Raw genomic sequence first — 17,970 nt, 5'->3', positions numbered from 1 at the left:
GGAGGTCACACAGATGAACGATATTATTAAGAATATTGAGGCGGCTCAGTTAAAAGAGCAGGCTCCAGAATTCAGAGTTGGAGATACTGTAAAGGTTTACGGTAAGATTAAAGAGGGTAACCGTGAGAGAATTCAGATTTTTGAAGGAACTGTTCTTAAGAGACAGGGTGGCGGTTCAAGAGAGACATTTACAGTTAGAAAGACATCTAACGGAATCGGTGTTGAGAAGACATGGCCAGTTCACTCACCTAACGTAGAGAAGGTTGAAGTAGTAAGAAGAGGTAAAGTAAGAAGAGCTAAACTTAACTACTTAAGAGACCGCGTTGGTAAGAAAGCTAAAGTTAAAGAGCTGGTAAAATAATTAAACGAAGAGAACAGAGTAAAAAAGGACAACTACATACATGTAATTGTCCTTTTTCTGATATAGGGATAAATCTATGAAAAAAAGTTCGATAAGGGGTAATTTTACGGGCAGAGAGAATGCCAGAAAAAGGGCGGCAAAGAAACGCCGGAAACAGCGGGAAGCTAAGAGAAGAAAACTTTTAAGACAGCAGAAGAGAATGCAGCAGCCGACAAAGAAAAAAGCTGTAAAGCTGTTAAGAAGCATAGACTGGTCTTTAATCCCAGTTATTGGAAAGTGGATTTTTCAGATTGCATTGACAATACTGATCGCATTTGTGTGTGTATGGTATTTCGGACAGCGTGTGAGTGTTGTCGGAGATTCCATGAAGCCGGTTCTTGAAAACGGGGATATTGTGCTCGCCAACCGGATTGTGTATAATGCAAGCAAGCCGAAGCGTGGCGATGTCATTATATTTAAACCAAAGGGAAATGAAAATTCCCATTATTATATTAAGCGGATCATTGCTCTTCCAGGAGAGAGCGTGGAGATTGTCGAAAATTCAGTCTACATCAATGGTGAAAAGCTGCAAGAAGATTATGAGACTTCCAAGATTGATGATGTAGGCATTGTAAATGAAAAGATAAAATTAGGCAGTGATGAATATTTTGTTCTTGGTGACGACAGGCAGAACAGTGAAGACAGCCGTAATGCCAATGTAGGAAATGTGAAATACAGCTACATTTACGGAAAAGCCTGGTTTGTCATCTCGCCAAAAACACACTTTGGATTTGTAAAGGAGTAGAAATATGCATTTTCAGTGGTATCCGGGTCATATGACAAAAGCAAAGCGTATGATGCAGGAAAATATTAAATTGATTGATTTGATCATTGAGCTTGTAGATGCCAGGGTTCCGTTATCCAGCAGGAATCCGGATATTGATGAGCTTGGTAAGAATAAAGCGAGACTGATCATTTTGAATAAATCAGATCTGGCAGAGGAAAGATGGAATGAGGCATGGACCGAATATTTTAAGAAAAAAGGATTCCATGTTGTGAAAGTAAATTCAAGAAAAGGTGGCGGAGTAAAATCCGTACAAAGCGTGATCCAGGAGGCATGTAAGGCGAAGATCGAGCGCGACAGAAAGCGAGGGATTCTGAACCGTCCGGTTCGTGCCATGGTCGTTGGAATTCCGAATGTAGGAAAGTCTACATTTATTAATTCACTTGCCGGAAAAGCAGCCGCTAAAACCGGTAACAAGCCAGGTGTAACGAAAGGAAAACAATGGATCCGCCTGAACAAACAGGTAGAGCTTCTGGATACACCGGGAATTCTTTGGCCAAAATTCGAAGATCAGACAGTAGGATTGCGGCTTGCGCTGATCGGTTCGATTAAGGATGAGGTGTTACAGACAGAAGAGCTGGCAGCAGAGCTGATCCGTTTTCTGGCAGCAAATTATCCGGGTGTACTGGAGAATAAGTATACCATTACAGCTGCCCCAGACCCATATGTAATGCTTGGGCGTATTGCAGAAAGCAGACATTGCCTTGTCCGTGGAAATGAACTGGATACGGAGAAGGCAGCCATGCTTTTGATGGATGATTTCCGGGAAGGAAAGCTTGGACGACTTACGCTTGAGTATCCACAGACAGAAGAAGCGTAAAGGTAAATAGAAATCAGAAAGGGGAACTTACTTTCTATGTCAAGAAGACGAAGAAGGAGAGAGCCGGGAATTATAAGAGAGATATTAGGGTGGATTTTTTATATTATAGTCATTCTTGTCTTAACATATGTCATCATTACTTATGTTGGACAAAGAACAAGTGTCAGCGGGTCATCCATGGAGACGACTCTAAGCGATGGAGATCAGCTTCTGGTGGACAAGCTGTCTTACCGGTTCCAAGATCCGAAACGTTTTGATATTATTGTATTTCCATATCAGTATGAGGAAAATACTTACTATATAAAACGTATTATCGGACTGCCGGGAGAGACGGTACAGGTAGTAGACGGTTATGTCTATATCAATGGCAGCCGCTTGGAATCAGACATTTATGGAAATGAACTGATGGACGATCCGATGGCGGCATCGCGGCCAATTACCCTTGGAGAAGATGAATATTTTGTACTTGGCGATAACCGGAATCACAGTCAGGACAGCCGTGACCCGAGTGTAGGAGAAGTGAAGAAAGATACAATCATGGGAAAAGCGTGGGTGCGTATCTATCCATTTGACAAGATGGGAGTGATCAGGCATGAATAAGCGGGAAGAAGAAAAGCTGAAAAAACAGCAGGAACGTCTGGAAAAAGAGATTGCAAGAACAAAAGCAATGAGCACATTTGAAGAAGAATACAAGGATTATCCGTACATTTGCGGGATTGATGAGGTCGGACGAGGACCGTTGGCAGGTCCGGTCGTGGCAGGAGCTGTGATTCTGCCCAAAGATGATATGATCCTGTATCTGAATGATTCAAAAAAGCTGTCCGAAAAAAAGCGTGAAATGCTGTATGACGAGATCATGAACCGCGCGGTAGCAACGGGGATTGGTATGGCAAGTCCTGCGAGAATTGATGAAATTAATATTTTACAGGCCACTTATGAAGCAATGCGTATGGCAATTGATAATCTGAAAGTGCGTCCGGACATTTTGTTAAATGATGCGGTGACGATTCCACAGGTAGACATTTTGCAGGTGCCGATTATCAAAGGTGACGCGAAAAGCATTTCTATCGCGGCAGCGAGTATTATTGCAAAAGTGACGAGAGACCGGCTGATGGTGGAATATGACAAGGTACTGCCGGGGTATGATTTTGCAAGTAATAAAGGATATGGAACGAAAGCACATATTGCAGGGTTAAAAGAACTGGGACCGACACCGATCCACAGAAGATTTTTCATACATAATTATGTATAAGAAGAATAATCGCAGGACAGGCACCGGCTATGAAAGGAAAGCAGGTGCTTATCTTGAATCTTTGGGATACAAGATCGTGACATATAATTATCGCTGCAGGCTGGGAGAAATCGATCTGATTGCAAGAGACGGAGAATACCTTGTCTTTGTAGAAGTGAAATACAGAACTACGGGTGTAAGCGGCTATCCGGCAGAGGCAGTCGATGCCCGTAAACAACAGACTATCGCAAAATGTGCCATGCATTTTCTGATGAAGCAGGGGAACGATGACGTACCATGTAGGTTCGACGTGGTTGCCATAGCCGGAGCTGAGGGTCAGGAAGAAATCACGCTGTATAAAGATGCATTTACACTGATGTAGTTAATGTAGTTTTTGAATTTGAAGATATGTAAATGTAGCAACGAAGTATGGACAGATGAAGTTAGGAGAAATATATGAGTCTTGGATTAAAATATAAGAATAATGAGCAGATATTTGCAGAGCGGCAGCGTGGCGGTGTGCCGTATCTGTCTTATCCGCTTTTGGAAAATACAGGAATCGTCAACCACGGATTTTCTACCAGACTGGGTGGAGTCAGTACCGGGTGCTTCAGTTCTATGAACATCAGCCTGACAAGAGGAGATGATCCGGAGGCGGTGAAAAAGAATCGTGAACTGATTGCGCAGGCAATCGGCGTAGAAGTAGCAGATTTTACTTATACGCAGCAGACACATACGACGAATGTAAAGCGCGTGTACGCCAGGGAGAGGGGACAGTCCTTTCCTGAGACAGACGGAATGATTACGGACGTGCCGGGAATCTGTCTTGTAACTTCTTATGCAGATTGTGTACCACTTTATTTTGTGGATCCGGTGAAGAAAGTCATTGGACTGAGCCATTCTGGATGGAGAGGAACAGTTGGAAAGATTGGAAAAGTAACTGTGGAAAAGATGGAGGAAGAGTTTGGTTGTGATCCGGCAGATATTTTAGGAGCGGTAGGACCGTCTATCTGTCAGGATTGTTATGAAGTCAGTGAAGATGTTATTAAAAAATTCCGTGAGAATTATGACGAAAATCTCTGGCCTGAAATTTTTTATCAGAAAGAAAATGGGAAATATCAGTTGAATTTATGGAAGGCAAATGAGTCTGTTTTTTTAGAATCAGGAATTCTTCCGGAGCATATTGCAGTGACCAATGTATGTACACACTGCAACCCGGATATTTTGTTCTCACACAGAACAACAGGAAATGAACGCGGAACATTGAGTGCATTTCTTGCCCTGAAGAAATAGAGAGACTGGATATGAAAATGTAAACTAGAAAGTAAAGCAGGAGACAATAATATGAATAGCATGTTGTTAAAATTGGCAACAACACAGGGGACATCCTTAAAAGTGGATTCAGGGGATGTGTCACAAGGGGTGGCAGATGCGACAAAAGGAGTGACAGATGCAACGCAGGATGCAGTGAATGAGGTGAATCAGGCAACGCAGTATCTGCAGGAGCATCTTTCAGACCTGATCGGATTTGGAGTGAAAGTGCTGATCGCAATTGCAGTATTTATGATCGGGCGTGTTCTGATCCAATTTATACGGAAAATTGTGAGAAAATCGCTGGCAAGGTCCAGTGCAGACAAAGGAGTAGAGCAGTTCGTAGACTCTGTTTTGAAATTTTCTTTATATTTTCTGTTGATTTTTATGATTGCAGCAAAATTAGGAGTTGATACAACTTCAGTGGCAGCGATTATTGCTTCTGGAGGTGTAGCAATCGGTCTTGCTCTGCAGGGAAGCCTTTCTAATTTTGCAGGTGGAGTATTGATTCTGCTTCTGAAACCATTTGAAGTGGGAGATTATATTATTGAGGATACAAACCACAACGAAGGGACGGTAAAGGAAATTCAGATTTTTTATACAAAGTTATCGACCGTTGATAATAAAACGATTGTGATTCCAAATGGAATGCTGACCAACAACAGTCTGACGAATGCAACGGCTAAGGCGGAGAGAAAGCTGGATCTGAAAATAGATATTGCTTATGAAGCGGACTTGCGAAAAGCAAAGGCGGTCATTGAGGAGATTATCAGACAGGACGATGCGACCATCAAGAATGAAGAAATTTTGGTATTTGTCCATGAACTTGCAGAAAGTTCGGTAGTCATTGGTGCCCGTGCATGGGTGAAGAATGAAGATTACTGGAATGCAAGATGGAGGATTCTGGAAGAAATCAAACTGAAACTGGATGAGAATGAGATTGAGATGGCATATCCGCATCTGACTGTCCAGATGGGAAAAGAGAACTGATAAGAAGCAAGAAGTAAAAAATGCTTCAGAAACTAAAAAAGTTCTTGCAAATCTGAGAAGATTCGATATAATAGTAGTTGTGGTTGTCGTACGTCAATCACAACATTTGCTGGAATAGCTCAGTTGGTAGAGCACTTCACTCGTAATGAAGGGGTCGTCGGTTCAAGTCCGATTTCCAGCTTCTTTTTTATATAGACGTGCATATAAGGGTTCTTCGAGAAAGAAGGATCCTTTTCTTTTTACAAGATGTCAAATGATACATAAAAAATTATACGGATAATAAAAATGGAGGGATTTTTATGTCGGGTGAAATAGCTTTTGCCAATACTGCTTTGGAAAGTTTCGCAGCATTAGTTACATTCGTATTGCTGTTTGCATGTATTGCAAAGATTAAAATGCAACGTGGAATCAAACATGTTACATTGAAGGAAGCAAAGAGGAATACATTAGATTATATTCTGATCATCTGGCTTGTGATTCACATGATCGTACTTACGGCAGATGTACTGAGCTGGACCGCTATGGATTTCGGAAAGAATGAAGTGTGGCTTCTATTTATGTTGAATCTGACATTTACCTGTCTCTCTCTGGAATGTATGGTCTATACCTATTATGTAAAAGAGACAATCTATCAACACGAGAAGATTGGAAATACTTACGTGTATCTCGTCATGCTGTCAACAGTGATTGCAATCATATTATGGATCACCAGTGATATCAGTGGGAAGTTTTATTATCTGGACACACAGGGGAATTATACACAAGGTTCGATTTATTGGCTGTGTCAGTTTTATTGTATTATTGTGATGTGTGGAAACATTGTGATTTTGTTAAAACACAGGAAAGCACTTGTCAGACATGATGTGTTAAGCCTTCTTATGTACGGATTGATACCGATTGCATCGATTCCGGCACAAATGATTTGGAAATCAACCACATTTAATCTGGCGACAACGCTGGCGCTGATCTATATTTGCATTAGTGTCCATATGGCACAGTATGATCGGATCGTGAAACAGGAAAAGCTTCTGATACAGCAGGAACATGAATTGTCCATGAATCAGATGCAGATGATGATTGCCCAGATCCAGCCACATTTCCTATATAATTCGCTGACAGCACTGGCGCAGCTTTGCAGCAAAGATCCAAAAGAAGCGAAGAAGGCAATCATCAATTTTGCGGATTACTGGCGCAATCATATAAACGCAATTGACAAAAAAGAATCAATTCCATTTGAAGAAGAACTAAAATATGTTAAAATATATTTATATCTGGAACAGCTTCGATTTGGAGATGATCTGCATGTAGAATATGATCTGCAGAAAACTGATTTTAAAGTACCAATGTTATCTGTGCAGCCTTTTGTTGAGAATGCAATAAACTGGGGAGTTGGACAGAAAGAAGATGGGGGAACTGTTTGAATTACGACAAGAGAGAATGAAGAACAGATTGAACTTTGCGTCATAGATGACGGAGTCGGGTTTGATATATCAAAGATGGAAGAGCAAAGTGATGGAAGACAGCACATAGGAGTCCGTAACGCAAGAATCCGGTTTCAAAAGATGTGCAATGGAACTGTAGATATTTACAGTGAGAAGGGAAAAGGAACTAAAATACGAATTAATTTACCGAAAGGGGGACAATCATGAACATTATAATAGCGGATGATGAACCATTGGCATTGGAGATGACGTGCGAAGCTGTCCGGGAGGTATGCCCGAAAGCAAATATTTACCCGTTTAGCAAACCGTCCAGATTACTGGAGTTTGCAAAGGAGACGAGATGTAAAATCGCATTTTTAGATATCTGTATGCGTGGTGTGAGCGGCATCGATGTGGCAAAACAGTTAAAAGAAATTATTCCGGACATTAATATTATCTTTGTTACAGGATATGATGAGTATACAAAAGACGCAATGGCAATACATGCCAGCGGTTATATTGAAAAACCAGTAACGGCTGGGAAAGTCAGAAAAGAGACGGAAGATCTTCGCTATCCATTGCCGGCTGAAAATGAACCAAGATTGAAAATTCAGTGCTTTGGCAATTTTGAAGTATATGACAGAACTGGAAAGCCGGCACATTTCAGCAGATCGAAGGCGAAAGAGGTAATGGCATATTTGGTGGATCGCAACGGTTCTTCCTGCTCAGTGAAGGAACTGGCAGCAGTTTTATTTGAAAATGAACCCTATGATAAAAAACAACAGTGGTATATTCAGAAGATTTTGTCATCCCTGCAACAGACGTTGAAGGAGCTGGAAGCAGAAGACGTAATAGAGAAAAGCTACAATAATATTGCCATTGTTCCGGAGATGATCGACTGTGACTATTACAAATTCAATAAAAAAGATGTAGAGGTTATGAATGCATATAAAGGGGAGTATATGTCACAGTACGAATGGGCTGCGTACAATAAAAAGTATCTGAATGACATTCATAAGAGATGGAAAAAGGAAAATAAATAAAACAGATTTTAGAGAAAAAGCTTCCAGATGAAATGTATTTGTATCTGGAAGCTTTTTCTATGTATCCCTTTTTCTTATGTATTCTATCTCCTGAGAAGATTCCTGCTATAAGTGGCAGGTGAATTACAAAATATCGATGTATTCGCCGGCAAGTGCTTTGTTCATGCTTCGTACGGCACAGAATTTACCACACATACTGCATGTATCGCTGTGGTCATCCTCCGGACGGCGGCTGTCGCGGATTGCTCTTGCAGTATCCGGGTCAAGAGCACAGGCGTACTGTGCTTCCCAGTCCAGTTTCTGGCGTGCATCAGCCATTTTATCATCAATATCTCTTGCGCCAGGTATACCTTTGGCAATGTCTGCAGCGTGGGCGGCAATCTTAGAAGCAATGATACCTTGTTTTACATCGTCTACATTTGGCAGTGCCAGATGCTCGGCAGGTGTTACGTAGCAAAGGAAAGCAGCACCGTTCATGGCAGCAACTGCGCCTCCAATGGCAGCAGTAATATGGTCATATCCAGGAGCAATATCTGTGACGAGTGGTCCAAGTGTGTAGAATGGAGCGCCCATACAGATGCTTTGCTGAACTTTCATATTGGCTGCGACCTGGTCAAGCGGTACATGTCCAGGACCTTCGACCATGACCTGTACATTATGTGCCCATGCACGTTTTGTCAGTTCGCCGAGGCGTACAAGCTCTTCAATCTGGCATACGTCTGTGGCATCGGCCAGACATCCCGGGCGGCATGCATCACCAAGGGAGATGGTAACATCGTATTCTTCACAGATATCCAGAATTTCGTCGAAATGTTCATAGAACGGATTTTCTTCTCCGGTCATGCACATCCATGCAAATACAAGACTTCCTCCGCGGCTTACGATATTCATTTTACGTTTGTGTTTTTTGATCTGTTCAATAGTTTTGCGGGTGATTCCACAGTGCAGTGTTACAAAGTCCACACCGTCCTCAGCGTGAAGACGTACTACATCGACGAAATCCTGTGCAGTCAGAGTAGCAAGATCTCTCTGATAGTGGATGACGCTGTCATAGACCGGAACAGTTCCGATCATTGCCGGACATTCGTGTGTCAGCTTCTGCCGGAAAGGCTGAGTGTTGCCGTGGCTGGATAAATCCATAATGGCCTCTGCTCCGAGATTTACAGCACTCATCACTTTCTGCATTTCGATATCGTAATCTTTACAGTCTCTTGAGACTCCGAGATTTACATTGATCTTCGTGCGAAGCATACTGCCGACGCCTTCCGGATTCAGACATGTGTGGTTTTTGTTGGCACAGATTGCAACCTTGCCTTCAGCAACGAGCTTCATCATCTCGTCAGTGGACATATGCTCTTTTTGAGCAACGGTCTTGATTTCAGGCGTGAGAATTCCTTTTCTGGCTGCATCCATTTGTGTAGTGTAGTTTCTCATGTTCATTTTGCCTCCATTTTCATTTTTTGTCTGAGTTTTTCTATAGCGGTACAAGGTGGTGTCCCCAATGTATCGCTTTTGGGTTTGCCAGGAAATGTAATTTCCTGATGAAATAACGCAAAAAAAGAAGGTGCGTAGAGCATCTTCCTTAATTATCGCGTTAAGATATGTTCCCTACGTTGGCATTATCCAAATCAGGTTATGGGTCGAAGCGGAATTACGCTTCCTCTCAGCCGGTTTTCACCAGCTCCCCGTATGTAATTTTCGAAATGTCCATGAAATGATATGTATTGCATGGAACGTTCCGATTCACCAGTTATTATAGACCTGAAAAAACGTAAAAGCAAGATGAAAATGTGATTTTTGCCATTTTTGCCATAACTGGAAGCATTGAAAAATAGAAATAGAAATTAGTTTCCTGCATAGGGCAATGTGTGGTAGAATAGAAACATCTTGTGAGCTGTAACACATGATATTTTGAAAAGAGAATGTTCAAGTAGAAGGGAAGATATATATGAGTGGAAAGAAAGGGAAACATGAACCGGAAAAAGAAGGGGTACTTGCAACGATATGGGATTATGCCAAGACATTTCTTATTATTTTTCTGGTCGTGTTTGCACTAAATAAACTGGTCTATATCAATGCGGTGATTCCGTCTGAATCTATGCAGACAACAATTATGAAGGGAGACCGGATCATCGGCAGCCGGCTTGCATACAAATCAAAAGATCCGCAGAGGTTTGATATCGTCATTTTTAAATATCCGGATGATCCATCTAAGATATTTATAAAAAGAGTCATTGGTCTGCCTGGGGAGACTGTGGAAGTGAAAGACGGAAAAGTATACATAGATGGAGCAGAGAAGCCATTGGATGATAGTTTCTGCAACGAAGTACCAATCGGAGACTTCGGACCATATGAAGTTCCACAAAACTGCTATTTTATGATGGGGGATAATCGTAATAACAGTTTGGATTCCAGGTACTGGAAGAATCATTTCGTAGAAAAAGATGCGATTCTTGCAAAGGCCGTTTTCCGCTACTGGCCGTTCAGTGAGGTTGGTAAGGTTGAGTAGACCGGACTAATAAAAGTAAGAAAAAGGATTTGAGAGGGAAAAACAATGAGTACAACAAACAAAGAAGAAAAAGTGGCAGATGTCAGTACGGAGAATATATACCGGCTGAACGGAAGAGTGCCACTGAAAAAAGCAATTCCATTCGGGCTGCAGCACGTACTGGCTATGTTTGTATCAAACCTGGCGCCGGTGCTGATCGTTTGCAGTGCCGCGCTGGTAAGAGGAACAGGGGAACATTTGACTTCAGCAGAGATCACCCAGCTTTTACAATGTGCTATGTTCGTGGCAGGTATCGGAACATGTATGCAGTTATATCCGGTGTGGAAGATCGGGTCTGGGCTTCCGATTGTTATGGGAGTCAGCTTTACGTTTCTTGGAAGTCTGTTAGTAATCTGTACCAATCCGGAACTTGGATATGAAGGGATGGTTGGTGCTGTTATTTTAGGCGGTATTTTTGAAGGACTGGTGGGGCTTAGTGCCAGATACTGGAAGCGCTTCCTGACACCGGTCGTATCCGCGTGTGTAGTTATCGCAATCGGACTTTCGTTATTGTCCGTAGGTATGGATTCCTGGGGCGGCGGAAGCGGAGTTGCTGATTTTGGCGCATGGTATCATCTGGTTGTTGGAGCATTTACCCTGATTGTATGCCTGATAGCCAGATATTTACTGAAAGGGGTATATAAGAATCTGAATGTCCTGGTAGGATTGATTCTTGGATATCTGTTGGCGATCATTTTTACGGTTGCAGGTATTGCGCCGATGGTAGACTTTTCTGGAATTACAAAGACTGTACAGGAAGTTGGAGTCTTCAGTCTGCCGAAGCTGGTCTTTCTGACCAGCCATAAACCAATCTTTGATCTGGGAGCATTTTTGACAATTGCTATTGTATTTCTTGTATCTGCGGCAGAGACAACTGGTGCAACAAGCGCCGTATGTACCGGTGCTTTGGATCGCGAAATCAAGATGGAAGAATTGCAGGGGTCACTTGCTGTAGATGGATTCTCCAGTGCACTTTCCGGCTGCTTTGGATGTCTGCCGTTGACTTCTTTCAGCCAGAATGTAGGACTTGTAACGATAACGCAGGTCATCAACCGGTTTACGATTTTGATGGGAGCATTTATTTTGATTTTGTCATCACTTTTCCCGCCGCTGGGAGCATTTTTTAATTCCCTGCCACAGGCAGTTCTTGGTGGCTGTACAGTTATGATGTTTGGTTCTATTATGTATGAAGGAATCAAGATGCTCAAAGAATGTGAGTTCGATGACCGGACGATGGTCATTGTATCACTGGCATTTGCGATTGGTGTAGGACTGACACAGACATCCGGAAACTTCTTCAGTGCATTTCCACATGAGGTGGGAGATATCTTCAATGGAAATGCAGTGGCAGGTGTGTTTGTAGTCTCTCTGTTGTTGAGTTTGTTTTTGCCGAAAAAGAAAAAATAATTTTGTGAATAAAATAGCATATGTTGACCAAAAGTAGTTTGGCAGGTTATAATAAACAAAGATAATTTAAAAGAAAATAATTAAAAAAGACTCTGACGGCAAGGTGATCCGAGCGGGAATAGTCGAATATATCAGACACAGGGAAGATACAGTTGGGGAAAGTGCATCTTCCTTGTACAAGAATCCATCATGCAGAAATCGCATCTGTACAGATTTCTCAGGGTGAATACTACTTTAGTGGCAGATATAAGGACTTTTTTCCGGAAGGAGAAAGGTCCTTTTTCGTTGGGGGAAAATTGGGAGAAAGACATGTTAAAGGTAGCGATTTACGGAAAAGGTGGAATAGGGAAATCCACAGTAACTTCGAATCTGGCGGCAGCATTTGCTACAATGGGGAAAAGAGTCATCCAGATAGGCTGTGACCCGAAAGCAGATTCTACAATTAATCTGCTGGAAGGAAAGCCTCTTCGTCCGGTCATGAACTATATGCGGGAGGAAGACGAAGAACCGGAGAAATTAGAAGATATTTCAAAGGAAGGATTTGGCGGCGTACTCTGTATAGAGACAGGCGGCCCGACGCCGGGACTGGGATGTGCTGGCAGAGGTATTATCGCAACATTCCAGCTTCTGGAAGATTTGAGACTTTTTGAGACATATAAGCCGGATGTAGTGCTCTACGATGTTCTCGGAGATGTTGTGTGTGGCGGCTTTGCAGCACCGATCCGGGAAGGCTATGCAGAAAAAGTATTGATTGTAACATCTGGAGAAAAGATGGCGTTGTATGCGGCTAATAACATTTCCAGCGCAGTTCGCAATTTTGAAGACCGAAGCTATGCACGGGTGTTTGGCATTGTACTGAATCACAGAAACGTGGAAAATGAGGTGCAAAAAGTGCAGGCATTTTCTAAGGAAAGCGGAATTCCAATCGTGGGAGAGATTCCAAGAAGCGATGAGATCATCCGTTACGAAGATCAGGGGCAGACAGTGATTGAAGGAAATCCAGAGTCAGAGATCAGTGGAAGATTCTATGACCTCGCAAAAAAATTACTGGAAAGCGAGGAGTAAGGACATGGTGGAAATTACGAAGATGAAAGCAGAAAAACAGAAAGCGGAAAAAGAAGCATTTTTCTGTACAACGAAAGAACTGAGCAGGCTTGGCCTGGAACAGATTCCGACACAGTTTCAGTCACATAAGCATCTGATCTACAGTTCGCCGGCTACACTGGCATTCAATTCACCGGGAGCAGAAGGCTTTGGCGTGAAGCGTGCCGGTCTTGCAGTACCAGATTCCATTATGTTGATCGTGGCTCCGGGGTGTTGTGGAAGGAATACTTCACTGATCAGTTCTATGAAAGAATATAATGACCGGTTCTATTATCTGATGATGGACGAGACCGATATTGTGACAGGAAGACATTTGAAAAAAATTCCAAAAGCAGTGGAGGAAATCTGCAGTGTCTGTCCGAAAAAACCGTCGGTCGTTATGATCTGCATTACCTGTGTGGATGCCCTTCTTGGAACGGATATGGAGCGGGTGTGCAAAAAGGCGGAAGAACAGGTAGAGATTCCGGTCAGACCTTGTTATATGTATGCACTTACAAGAGAAGGCCGAAAACCACCGATGGTGCATGTAAGGCAGTCCTTATATTCACTGCTTGAGCCGGGAAAAAAGAAAGGCAATGTAGTCAATCTTTTGGGATTTTTCTCGCCGCTTGTGGATGACTGTGAGATTTATGATTTGCTGCACAGTGCGGGAGTGAAGACGATTCATGAGATTTCCAGATGTAAGGATTATATGGAATATCAGACTATGTCAGAAGCGAATTTCAATCTGGTACTGCATCACGAAGCAAGATTTGCAGCAGAAGATTTTCACAACCGGCTTCAAATTCCATTTATCGAGCTTCGAAGACTCTATCAGATAGACAAGATTGAAAACCAGTATCATGCACTTGGTAATGCACTCGGTGTTGCATTTTATGATGAAAAATATAAAAAGCAGGCAGAAGATGCACTGGAAAAATTCCGGCAGAAGTGTCCGGATGCTTCTTTTGCAATCGGAGAATGCCTGAACGCTGATCCATTTGAACTATCATTAGCCTTGATACGTTACGGATTTTCTGTGCCGGAAATTTACGGGACAATCACGGTGGAGAACTTCACATACATTCGTTCTCTGGCAAAAATAAGTCCAGAGACGAAAGTATTTTCCAATATGGAACCGACGATGATTTATTATGACCCGGTGAAAAGCGATGTGAATCTGGCAATCGGAAAAGATGCCTGTTATTATCATCCGGATTGTCCATATGTCATGTGGAACGGGGAAGAACAGCCATATGGATATGCAGGAGTGAGAAGATTATTCGAACAATTACTGGAGGTAGTATAGTGAGAGGACTTAGAAAATATCTGACACCATTTGCACCGGATCAGTCTGGTGCGGTGTCCGTGTTATATGAACTTGGGGGATTGATCGCAATCTGTGACGCCGGCGGCTGTACAGGAAATGTATGTGGTTTTGATGAGCCGCGCTGGTTTGAACAAAAAAGTGCCTTGTTCAGTGCGGGACTGCGTGATATGGACGCAATTCTCGGACGAGATGACCGTCTGGTGGAGAAGCTGGTGGATGCAGCTTCAAAGCTCGATGTAAAGTTTGTAGCAATCATCGGGACACCGGTTCCAGCAGTAATCGGAACGGATTACAAGGCACTTGGAAGAATGTGCGAGAAAAAATTAAATATGCCTGTTATCACCATTGATACAGATGGTATGGAATTATATGATGTGGGCGAAGAAAAAGCATGGCTGGAGCTTTTCCGGACATTTGCAGAAAAGGAAATGATTGATAAGGCAAGTGAAAGAATTAAGCCGAATCTGGATATTGAGAAAAAACAGGGAAAGATCGGGGTTCTTGGATTAACGCCGCAGGATATAAGTGACCTTCAGGCACCAAAGAAGATTCGAGAATATTATCAGGAAAAAGAAGGAAAAGAAGCAATCTGCTACTGCATGGGAGAAAATGTCTGCCGGAGTACGTATGGTCTTGACAATCATCGAACAGCAGGAGAGGTTGAAAAAAATATTGTAGTTTCCCCGGCGGCTCTGGCAGCTGCGAAATATCTGGAAAAAACATTTGGCACACCTTATGAGGTCACTTACCCAATTGTAGAAGAGCTGGTTCCGGATATGGATTATCGGAGAAAGAAAATCCTGATTGTGCATCAACAGGTTATTGGAAATGCAATGCGTGCAGAAATCAGACGAAGATGCCAGAAAGTAAATGGGGATCCAGCTGTTGATAACAATGCAGTTATTACGGTAGCAAGCTGGTTCATGATGAAGCAGGAACTCTCCGAAGAAGGTGACATTTCACTTCGAGAAGAAGATGATTATATGGAGCTTATCAAGAAAGAGGATTACGACATTGTTTTTGCAGATCCGATGATGAAACGCATGACTGAAGATGCTTATAAAATGGCTGGAACAGGTTGTGTGGCGGATGCACATGAGACGGAAAGAAAAAGAATTTTTATAGATGCCACACATTTTGCCGTGTCAGGAAAATTGCGTGAGGAAATGAAAAAGCGGGAGGCGTAGAGATGAAAGAAACAGTGACCAGACGAATCCGTGTCTACGGAATTGTTCAGGGAGTCGGTTTTCGTCCAACCGTAAGCCGTCACGCAACGACTTGTAATATCCATGGGAGCGTCAGTAACAAAGGTCCTTATGTAGAGATTTTCGCACAGGCGCCAAAAGCACAGGTGGATAGATTTGTGACCATGATCCGTGAACAGTCTCCGAAACGTGCAGCAATCTTGAAGATGAATATAGAAGACGTTGAAAATCCGGAAATTTATAAAGATTTTCAGATTGTTGAGAGCGAAAAGACGAAAGGGGAAATCTTTGTCTCTCCAGATATTGCAATCTGCGAAGAGTGCAAGGAAGAGATGTATCAGCCGGGGAACAGACGGTATCTGCATCCATTTATTAACTGTACATGCTGCGGACCGAGACTGACTATTTTAGATGCACTTCCGTATGACCGGGAACGTACCAGTATGAAAGAATTTCCAATGTGTCCGGACTGTGAACACGAATACCATGATCCAGAGGACCGCAGATTTGATGCACAGCCTGTTTGCTGCAATAATTGTGGACCACAGGTGTATCTGGCAGAAAGAAGCGAACGAGGACGAGACGCGGTTACTTACGCCAGACGTGTAATCGCGGAAGGCGGAATTGTGGCAGTCAAAGGAATCGGTGGGTTTCATTTGTGCTGTGATGCGACAAAGGAATCAGCCGTGGAACTTTTGCGGACAAGAAAAAAACGTCCGGTCAAACCATTTGCAGTGATGGCACGTAACGAAGAGGCGGTGCGCAGTGTATGTGAACTTAGCGAAGAACAGGAAAAGATACTGACCGGGCATCAAAAACCGATACTGTTGCTGGATAAAAAAGAAGGCGTAAGCAAACTTGCAAAATCGGTAGCTCCTTTTAATCCGAAGGTGGGCATGATGCTTCCTTATGCACCGGTTCAATTATTGTTATTTCAGTATGATGACGGCATTCAGATGCCGGATTTTCTCGTGATGACCAGTGGGAATATTTCCGGTGCACCAATTTGCAGAGATGACCGGGAAGCGAAAGAGGAACTGTCACATTTATGCGACTGCATACTTTCTCATGACCGGAAGATCCGTATCCGTGCAGACGATTCTGTGATGGATTTTTACCGGGGAGAACCGTATATGGTCCGAAGAAGCCGGGGGTATGCACCACTCCCATATATGCTTTCAAAAGCGTGGAAGGGGCAGGTACTTGCTGTGGGCGGAGAATTGAAAAATGCATGTTGTATTGGACATGATGACCGGTTTTATCCGGCGCCGTATGTAGGAGATCTGGAAGATCTTCGGACGGTGAAAGCGCTTCAAGAGACGATCACGCGACTGACTGCTTTGCTGGAAGTAGAGCCAGAGCTTGTAGTGGCAGATTTGCATCCGAAGTACAATTCCACAATGGTGGCGCATGAAATGGAGCTTCCAATGATACAAGTGCAGCATCATTATGCGCACATTTTATCCTGTATGGCGGAAAATGACTGCGCAGGTCCGGTCATTGGCATTTCCTTTGATGGAACCGGATATGGAACGGATGGCACAATCTGGGGCGGTGAGGTTCTGTACGCAGATTATGAACATTTTAAGCGAATAGGCAGTATTGAACCATTCTGGCATGTAGGCGGAGACATTGCTTCCAAAGAAGGATTTCGTATTGCAGTCTCCATCATTGGTGGACTTGTGAGGGAGAAAGAAAAAGCAAAAAATATCATAAAAGAATTGGAATTATGTACCGAACCAGAAGCAAATGTGATTCTTACTATGGCACAGCGACATTTGAATGCAATTGAGTCTACAAGTGCAGGAAGGTTGTTTGACGCAGTAAGTGCAATCTTGGGGATTCAAAAAAGCTCTACATTTGAAGGGGAAGCGTCCATGGCACTGGAATTCACAGCAGAGGCATGGCAGAAAGAACATGAGGCAAAGAATACGGAAAATACCAAAAACGCCAAAAATGCCGAGAATGTCAAGAATGCTCCAAATGCTAAGAATGGTAAGTATACAGATGTTAAGGAGCATGAACATATTTTCTTGCAGACGAATGCAATTGTCTGGCAGATGATCGAGGGCAGAAGACAAGGGGAAGATGTCGGAAAGCTTGCGTATATATTTCATCAGTTGCTTGCAATGGAGATCTGCGCTGCCTGCGAAAATGTACGAATGCAGAAGAAATGTAATCAGGTGGCGCTAAGCGGCGGCGTATTTCAGAACCGTCTATTGCTGGAACTCGTGGAAAAGGAACTTTTAAATCGAAAGTTTCAGGTATTGCGGCATCATCTGATTCCACCAAATGATGGCGGTATCGGGCTTGGCCAGGCAGTTTACGGCATGGCATATCTGAATAAAAAGAAGCAGACAGATAGTAAAAATGTAAAGTAAAAACAGATCTTGAAAG

At 42.9% G+C, this 17,970-nt stretch carries 18 protein-coding genes, 1 tRNA gene and 1 riboswitch; of the genes, 18 read left to right on the top strand and 1 reads right to left on the bottom strand.

Annotated features, from left to right (window positions below; genetic code table 11):
• Positions 1 to 13 precede the first annotated feature (13 nt).
• From rplS to LI149_RS01460, 12 genes are all read left to right on the top strand, one after another.
• Positions 14 to 361 carry a 50S ribosomal protein L19 gene (rplS, locus tag LI149_RS01510; protein WP_005333002.1) on the top strand — a complete coding sequence of 116 codons (348 nt, stop codon included), beginning with the start codon at positions 14 to 16 and terminating at the stop codon, positions 359 to 361.
• A 76-nt stretch (positions 362 to 437) separates the two neighbouring features.
• A complete protein-coding gene (gene lepB, locus LI149_RS01505) occupies positions 438 to 1,145 on the top strand; it encodes a signal peptidase I (RefSeq protein WP_173786068.1) in 708 nt (235 codons plus the stop codon).
• 4 nt (positions 1,146 to 1,149) lie between these two features.
• Positions 1,150 to 2,004, top strand: a complete 855-nt coding sequence (ylqF, locus tag LI149_RS01500; protein ID WP_117495453.1) for a ribosome biogenesis GTPase YlqF — start codon at positions 1,150 to 1,152, stop codon at positions 2,002 to 2,004.
• Positions 2,005 to 2,040: 36 nt separating this feature from the next.
• Entirely contained in the window at positions 2,041 to 2,604 is a 564-nt protein-coding gene (lepB, locus tag LI149_RS01495; protein ID WP_173786067.1) for a signal peptidase I, read from the top strand.
• Entirely contained in the window at positions 2,597 to 3,256 is a 660-nt protein-coding gene (locus LI149_RS01490) for a ribonuclease HII (protein ID WP_227142901.1), read from the top strand. Before lepB (LI149_RS01495) ends, LI149_RS01490 begins: the two co-directional genes overlap by 8 nt.
• The gene (locus LI149_RS01485) at positions 3,249 to 3,617 is read left to right on the top strand and encodes a YraN family protein (RefSeq protein ID WP_005332992.1); all 369 of its coding nucleotides are present in this window, start codon (positions 3,249 to 3,251) and stop codon (positions 3,615 to 3,617) included. Before LI149_RS01490 ends, LI149_RS01485 begins: the two co-directional genes overlap by 8 nt.
• Before the next feature lie 74 nt (positions 3,618 to 3,691).
• Positions 3,692 to 4,528: a peptidoglycan editing factor PgeF gene (pgeF, locus tag LI149_RS01480; protein ID WP_117613260.1), complete on the top strand. Its 837-nt coding sequence runs from the start codon at positions 3,692 to 3,694 to the stop codon at positions 4,526 to 4,528.
• 51 nt (positions 4,529 to 4,579) lie between these two features.
• Positions 4,580 to 5,536 (top strand): mechanosensitive ion channel family protein, encoded by a 957-nt coding sequence (locus LI149_RS01475; protein ID WP_168933295.1) that lies wholly within the window; start codon positions 4,580 to 4,582, stop codon positions 5,534 to 5,536.
• Between the two features lie 108 nt (positions 5,537 to 5,644).
• Positions 5,645 to 5,717, top strand: a tRNA-Thr gene (locus tag LI149_RS01470).
• Between the two features lie 118 nt (positions 5,718 to 5,835).
• Complete coding sequence (locus LI149_RS01465) at positions 5,836 to 6,957, top strand: sensor histidine kinase (protein WP_173786066.1); 1,122 nt, start codon at positions 5,836 to 5,838, stop codon at positions 6,955 to 6,957.
• Positions 6,958 to 7,185: an ATP-binding protein gene (locus tag LI149_RS15890; RefSeq protein ID WP_330636376.1), complete on the top strand. Its 228-nt coding sequence runs from the start codon at positions 6,958 to 6,960 to the stop codon at positions 7,183 to 7,185.
• Entirely contained in the window at positions 7,182 to 8,000 is an 819-nt protein-coding gene (locus tag LI149_RS01460; protein ID WP_168933297.1) for a LytTR family DNA-binding domain-containing protein, read from the top strand. Before LI149_RS15890 ends, LI149_RS01460 begins: the two co-directional genes overlap by 4 nt.
• 123 nt (positions 8,001 to 8,123) lie before the next feature.
• Here LI149_RS01460 and thiC read toward each other — a convergent pair whose 3' ends face one another.
• Positions 8,124 to 9,434: a phosphomethylpyrimidine synthase ThiC gene (gene thiC / locus LI149_RS01455; RefSeq protein WP_005336130.1), complete on the bottom strand. Its 1,311-nt coding sequence runs from the start codon at positions 9,432 to 9,434 to the stop codon at positions 8,124 to 8,126.
• A 153-nt stretch (positions 9,435 to 9,587) separates the two neighbouring features.
• Positions 9,588 to 9,698, bottom strand: a riboswitch (TPP riboswitch).
• Between the two features lie 250 nt (positions 9,699 to 9,948).
• On the opposite strand from thiC, the gene lepB (LI149_RS01450) reads away from it, so the two are divergent.
• The 6 genes from lepB (LI149_RS01450) to hypF all read left to right on the top strand — a co-directional run bounded on the left by lepB (LI149_RS01450) (position 9,949) and on the right by hypF (position 17,954).
• Positions 9,949 to 10,509, top strand: coding sequence for a signal peptidase I (gene lepB / locus LI149_RS01450; protein ID WP_227142900.1), 561 nt, complete (start codon positions 9,949 to 9,951; stop codon positions 10,507 to 10,509).
• Between the two features lie 45 nt (positions 10,510 to 10,554).
• Positions 10,555 to 11,955, top strand: a complete 1,401-nt coding sequence (locus tag LI149_RS01445) for a uracil-xanthine permease family protein (RefSeq protein ID WP_227078381.1) — start codon at positions 10,555 to 10,557, stop codon at positions 11,953 to 11,955.
• Between the two features lie 309 nt (positions 11,956 to 12,264).
• A complete protein-coding gene (locus LI149_RS01440; RefSeq protein WP_040015488.1) occupies positions 12,265 to 13,020 on the top strand; it encodes a P-loop NTPase in 756 nt (251 codons plus the stop codon).
• A 4-nt stretch (positions 13,021 to 13,024) separates the two neighbouring features.
• Positions 13,025 to 14,347 (top strand): nitrogenase component 1, encoded by a 1,323-nt coding sequence (locus LI149_RS01435; protein WP_227078382.1) that lies wholly within the window; start codon positions 13,025 to 13,027, stop codon positions 14,345 to 14,347.
• Complete coding sequence (locus tag LI149_RS01430; protein ID WP_227142899.1) at positions 14,347 to 15,555, top strand: nitrogenase component 1; 1,209 nt, start codon at positions 14,347 to 14,349, stop codon at positions 15,553 to 15,555. Before LI149_RS01435 ends, LI149_RS01430 begins: the two co-directional genes overlap by 1 nt.
• 2 nt (positions 15,556 to 15,557) lie before the next feature.
• Complete coding sequence (hypF, locus tag LI149_RS01425) at positions 15,558 to 17,954, top strand: carbamoyltransferase HypF (RefSeq protein ID WP_173786062.1); 2,397 nt, start codon at positions 15,558 to 15,560, stop codon at positions 17,952 to 17,954.
• Positions 17,955 to 17,970: the final 16 nt, after the last annotated feature.

The organism is Dorea sp. 210702-DFI.3.17 (assembly GCF_020560825.1).
Lineage (GTDB): Bacteria > Bacillota > Clostridia > Lachnospirales > Lachnospiraceae > Dorea > Dorea formicigenerans.
Note: the sequence above shows the minus strand (reverse complement) of the source record. Positions and strands in the feature narration are given on the sequence as shown.

Excerpts from the sequence above, each read along its gene's own strand:
- LI149_RS01475 (WP_168933295.1), top strand. The coding sequence starts at position 4,580 with ATGAATAGCATGTTGTTAAAATTGGCAACAACACAGGGGACATCCTTA.
- LI149_RS01435 (WP_227078382.1), top strand. The coding sequence starts at position 13,025 with ATGGTGGAAATTACGAAGATGAAAGCAGAAAAACAGAAAGCGGAAAAA.
- thiC (WP_005336130.1), bottom strand. The coding sequence starts at position 9,434 with ATGAGAAACTACACTACACAAATGGATGCAGCCAGAAAAGGAATTCTC.
- lepB (WP_227142900.1), top strand. The coding sequence starts at position 9,949 with ATGAGTGGAAAGAAAGGGAAACATGAACCGGAAAAAGAAGGGGTACTT.
- rplS (WP_005333002.1), top strand. The coding sequence starts at position 14 with ATGAACGATATTATTAAGAATATTGAGGCGGCTCAGTTAAAAGAGCAG.
- LI149_RS01485 (WP_005332992.1), top strand. The coding sequence starts at position 3,249 with ATGTATAAGAAGAATAATCGCAGGACAGGCACCGGCTATGAAAGGAAA.
- pgeF (WP_117613260.1), top strand. The coding sequence starts at position 3,692 with ATGAGTCTTGGATTAAAATATAAGAATAATGAGCAGATATTTGCAGAG.
- LI149_RS01440 (WP_040015488.1), top strand. The coding sequence starts at position 12,265 with ATGTTAAAGGTAGCGATTTACGGAAAAGGTGGAATAGGGAAATCCACA.
- LI149_RS01465 (WP_173786066.1), top strand. The coding sequence starts at position 5,836 with ATGTCGGGTGAAATAGCTTTTGCCAATACTGCTTTGGAAAGTTTCGCA.
- LI149_RS01445 (WP_227078381.1), top strand. The coding sequence starts at position 10,555 with ATGAGTACAACAAACAAAGAAGAAAAAGTGGCAGATGTCAGTACGGAG.
- hypF (WP_173786062.1), top strand. The coding sequence starts at position 15,558 with ATGAAAGAAACAGTGACCAGACGAATCCGTGTCTACGGAATTGTTCAG.
- lepB (WP_173786068.1), top strand. The coding sequence starts at position 438 with ATGAAAAAAAGTTCGATAAGGGGTAATTTTACGGGCAGAGAGAATGCC.
- LI149_RS01490 (WP_227142901.1), top strand. The coding sequence starts at position 2,597 with ATGAATAAGCGGGAAGAAGAAAAGCTGAAAAAACAGCAGGAACGTCTG.
- lepB (WP_173786067.1), top strand. The coding sequence starts at position 2,041 with ATGTCAAGAAGACGAAGAAGGAGAGAGCCGGGAATTATAAGAGAGATA.
- LI149_RS01460 (WP_168933297.1), top strand. The coding sequence starts at position 7,182 with ATGAACATTATAATAGCGGATGATGAACCATTGGCATTGGAGATGACG.
- ylqF (WP_117495453.1), top strand. The coding sequence starts at position 1,150 with ATGCATTTTCAGTGGTATCCGGGTCATATGACAAAAGCAAAGCGTATG.